The sequence below is a fragment of the Streptomyces sp. NPDC059853 genome, assembly GCF_042731495.1.
GTDB lineage: Bacteria > Actinomycetota > Actinomycetes > Streptomycetales > Streptomycetaceae > Streptomyces.
Map to the genome: position 1 here is coordinate 1 of NZ_JBHWJL010000448.1, position 2,906 is coordinate 2,906.

General features: G+C 75.9%; 5 protein-coding genes. 1 reads left to right on the top strand and 4 read right to left on the bottom strand.

Going from position 1 to position 2,906, the window contains the following annotated elements:
* Positions 1 to 638, bottom strand: a 638-nt coding sequence (locus ACFV5N_RS26520; protein ID WP_385604694.1) for a sulfite exporter TauE/SafE family protein, incomplete at its 3' end; no start/stop codon positions are given.
* Positions 639 to 708: 70 nt separating this feature from the next.
* Between ACFV5N_RS26520 and ACFV5N_RS26525 the strand changes: the two genes are divergently transcribed.
* Complete coding sequence (locus ACFV5N_RS26525; protein ID WP_385604686.1) at positions 709 to 1,398, top strand: ArsR/SmtB family transcription factor; 690 nt, start codon at positions 709 to 711, stop codon at positions 1,396 to 1,398.
* Here ACFV5N_RS26525 and ACFV5N_RS26530 read toward each other — a convergent pair.
* From ACFV5N_RS26530 to ACFV5N_RS26540, 3 genes are all read right to left on the bottom strand, one after another.
* A complete protein-coding gene (locus ACFV5N_RS26530; RefSeq protein ID WP_019431944.1) occupies positions 1,393 to 1,587 on the bottom strand; it encodes a hypothetical protein in 195 nt (64 codons plus the stop codon). The genes ACFV5N_RS26525 and ACFV5N_RS26530 overlap by 6 nt on opposite strands.
* A 191-nt stretch (positions 1,588 to 1,778) precedes the next feature.
* Complete coding sequence (locus ACFV5N_RS26535) at positions 1,779 to 2,051, bottom strand: DUF3817 domain-containing protein (RefSeq protein WP_385604688.1); 273 nt, start codon at positions 2,049 to 2,051, stop codon at positions 1,779 to 1,781.
* A gap of 144 nt (positions 2,052 to 2,195) precedes the next feature.
* Positions 2,196 to 2,891: a maleylpyruvate isomerase family mycothiol-dependent enzyme gene (locus ACFV5N_RS26540; RefSeq protein ID WP_385604691.1), complete on the bottom strand. Its 696-nt coding sequence runs from the start codon at positions 2,889 to 2,891 to the stop codon at positions 2,196 to 2,198.
* Between the last annotated feature and the right edge of the window lie 15 nt (positions 2,892 to 2,906).

A 2,906-nucleotide genomic window follows, 5' to 3' on the forward strand; every position in this document is an offset into this window, starting at 1 on the left:
AGGGCGACGGCCGTCCAGTGGAAGTCGGCGGCGAAGAGGAAGAAGACGGCGGCCACGGTGTTGACCAGGGCGGCCAGGACGTTCTTGACGGCGTTGAGCCGCTGCATGCTGTCGTCGAGCAGCATGCCCATCAGGGACATGTAGATGATCCCCTGGGCGGCGGCGAAGTAGCCGCCGTAGACGCTGGCCAGGGCGAGGCCGACGGAGAGCAGCGGCCCGCCGTCCGGCCGCGCGGCGCGCCCGGTGCGCTCGCGCCGCTCCCGTACCGCCCGGGCGATCCGGGGCTGGAGCACCACCAGGACGAGGGCGAGGCCGACGAGGACCGGCACGATCCGTTCGAAGGCGGTGGCGGGCAGCGCCAGCAGCAGGACGGCGCCGGTCACGCCGCCGAGCAGCGCCCCGGCGCCGAACCGCAGGATCCGCCGCCCCTGGCCGCGCAGCTCCCGCCGGTAGCCGATGGCGCCGCTGAGGGAGCCGGGTATCAGCCCGAGGGCGTTGGAGACGGTGGCGGTGACGGGCGGCAGCCCGGTCGCCAGCAGCACGGGGAAGGTGATGAGGGTGCCGGATCCCACCACGGTGTTGATGCCGCCGGCCGCGAGGCCGGCGCAGAATACGGCGATCATCTCCCCGAGCGTCATGGTCATGACCGGATCCTAGAACCCGGATATTTCGGCCGGGACCGAAGGGTCCCGGAGGGACACTGGGACCATGGACACCGCTCCCGACCTCGCCGCCGTCGCCCGGCTGCTGGCCGACGGCACCCGCGCCCGGATCTGCTGGGCGCTGCTGGACCGGCGCGCCTGGACCCCGACGGAGGTGGCCCGGCACACCGGCGTGGCGCCCTCGACGGCGACCGAGCACCTGAACCTGCTGGTCCGCGGCGGTCTGCTCACCGAGGAGCGCCAGGGCCGGCACCGTTACGTCCGGCTGGTCGATCCGCAGGTCGCCGATCTGCTGGAGAACCTGGCCGCCCTCGCGGGCGACGGCGTCCTCGGCACCTCCGCCCGCTCGCTGTCGGGGACCCGCCGCCGGGACGCGCTGGCGCACGCCAGGACCTGCTACGACCACCTGGCCGGCACGGTGGGGGTGGCGGTGACCGACGCGATGACCGAGCAGGGCCTGCTGGACTGGCAGCAGGGCGTGCGGCTGACCGGCGACGGCGCCGTCTGGCTCGCGGGCCTCGGCATCTCCCTCCCGGCCGCCGGGCGCCGCCCGCTGGTGCGGTCCTGCCTGGACTGGACGGTGCGCCGCCCGCACCTGGCGGGCACGGTGGGCGCGGCGCTGTGCCGGCACGCGCTGGAGTGCGGCTGGCTCGCCCGGGACCGGATGACGCGGGCGGTGACCGTCACCGAGCTGGGCCGGGCGGCCTTCGCCGAGCACCTCGCCCTGGAGCTATGACTCGGGGAACCGCCGCAGCGGGCAGTGCGGGCGGCACGCGTACAGCTGGTACCGGTAGCCCCAGCGGTCGAGCAGCGGCGGGCCGAGCCGCCGGGCCATGGCCCCCAGGTAGCGATTGCACAGGACACAGCGGATGCCCATGAGCTGATGCGGCTGCAACCGGCGCAGATCCGGAAGTGGTTCGGTCACGGGCTCACCCCCGGCGACGGGGCCCCGGCCACTCCCCGACCGCCTTGTCGTGCCACGTGCTGATGCGGTGACGAGCGTCGGCGGCGAGGAGACGGAGACGGAGAAGGAGATGGCGACTGCGAGGAGTACGAGCATGACACTCTTCGCCGTCCCGCGACAGTCCACCCGGAAAGGAGCCGGGGCGGGGGCGGTTACCCGGCGGCCGGCCGCCCCGCGGGCGCCGGACCGGCCGCGCGCAGGGCCAGCAGCCCGCCCACGCCCGGGACGAGCGACAGCGCCCTCACCGCCGGGGTGGCCCGGGGCAGCCGCCAGGCCAGCAGCACCACCAACAGGTACGCGCAGCCGTGCAGCGGCCCCAGCAGGGAGGAGACGGGCGCCAGATGGACGGTGGCGAGGTTGGCCAGCAGGGCCACGAGGGAGACCAGTTCGGCATGCGCGGCGAGGCGCAGCGGTCGCAGGGGCACGGCGAGGTCCTTCACGGGTCGTACGGGGCGGGTCGCACCGACGCTAACGACGGCGCGGCCGCGGTCCCAGGGGCTGCGCTGCCGTCCTGCCACGGAAAACCGCCAACGCCGCCGGCCGGTGCCCCCGCCGCCGCACGGAACCGGTCAGGGGGTGAGCGGCCCGGCCAGCACCCGCCGCCCCGCCGCCCGGTCGCCGCGCCACTCCAGCCCGGGAGCGGCGTCGGCCGCCCGGCCCCACAGCAGCAGGAGCAGCAGCCCGGCCGGGCCGCTCAGGGTCGCCACCGGCTCGCCCGGCCCGTACGTCCAGGACCGGCCGAGGTCGTCCGCCACCAGCCGCAGCGCCCGCTCCGGCACCGGCGCCAGGCCGCGTTCGACCATGCGCGGCGCCATCACCTCGACCACCTCGGCGATGCCGTCCGCCGCCGGCTCGGGGCCGGGCGGTTGCCCCGCGCCCAGCGCGTGCTGCGCGTCCCACCGGTGGATCAGGGTCTCCTGGGCCCGCCGCCGCTGCCAGAACCCGACCGTGTGCGGTGCCACGAACGTCCAGGCCGGGGTGGCCGGATCGGTGTCCAGCGCGGCGAGCAGCGCCGCTGCGCTCTCCTCGTACCAGGCGCGCAGCGCCGCGTCGCCCTCCGGGGCGGCCGGGTGGTGGTCGCCGCGCCCCTCGGCTATCGCGGTGACCACCCACAGATTGCCGCTGCCCAGATGGCCGGCGAGGTCGCGCAGCGTCCACGGGGCGCAGTGGGCGACGGGGGCGTCGAGGTCGCCGCCCAGCGTGGCCCGGAAGGCGTCGAGTTCGGTGCGCAGGAGCCGGAGGTAGAACGCGGGTTCCCTGGTCATGCCGGGACCCTACCG